Origin of the sequence: Vibrio sp. 10N.222.48.A3 (assembly GCF_041475345.1) — a bacterium.
GTDB lineage: Bacteria > Pseudomonadota > Gammaproteobacteria > Enterobacterales > Vibrionaceae > Vibrio > Vibrio tasmaniensis_A.
In genome coordinates, this window is record NZ_JBFRVX010000494.1 from 6,219 (window position 1) to 6,479 (window position 261).

A 261-nucleotide genomic window follows, 5' to 3' on the forward strand; every position below is an offset into this window, starting at 1 on the left:
ATGCCTTCTGAGTCTTACAAAGTACTTGGTACTGACGGTTTCGGTCGCTCAGACAGCCGTGAAAACCTACGTCGTCACTTCGAAGTAAATGCAGGCTACGTTGTTGTTGCAGCACTTACTGAACTGGCTAAACGTGGTGATGTTGAGAAATCAGTAGTTGCTGAAGCAATTGCTAAATTCGGCATCGACGCAGACAAAATTAACCCGCAATACGCATAAGACTGGCATTAAGGTAGGTAAATACAATGACAATCGAAATTA

Annotated in this window: 1 protein-coding gene; it reads left to right on the forward strand. The window is 43.3% G+C overall.

Going from position 1 to position 261, the window contains the following annotated elements; all coding sequences use genetic code 11:
• The coding region (locus tag AB4653_RS14600) for a hypothetical protein (protein WP_372104551.1) at window positions 1-219 on the forward strand (219 nt) is incomplete at its 5' end.
• Window positions 220-261 lie beyond the last annotated feature (42 nt).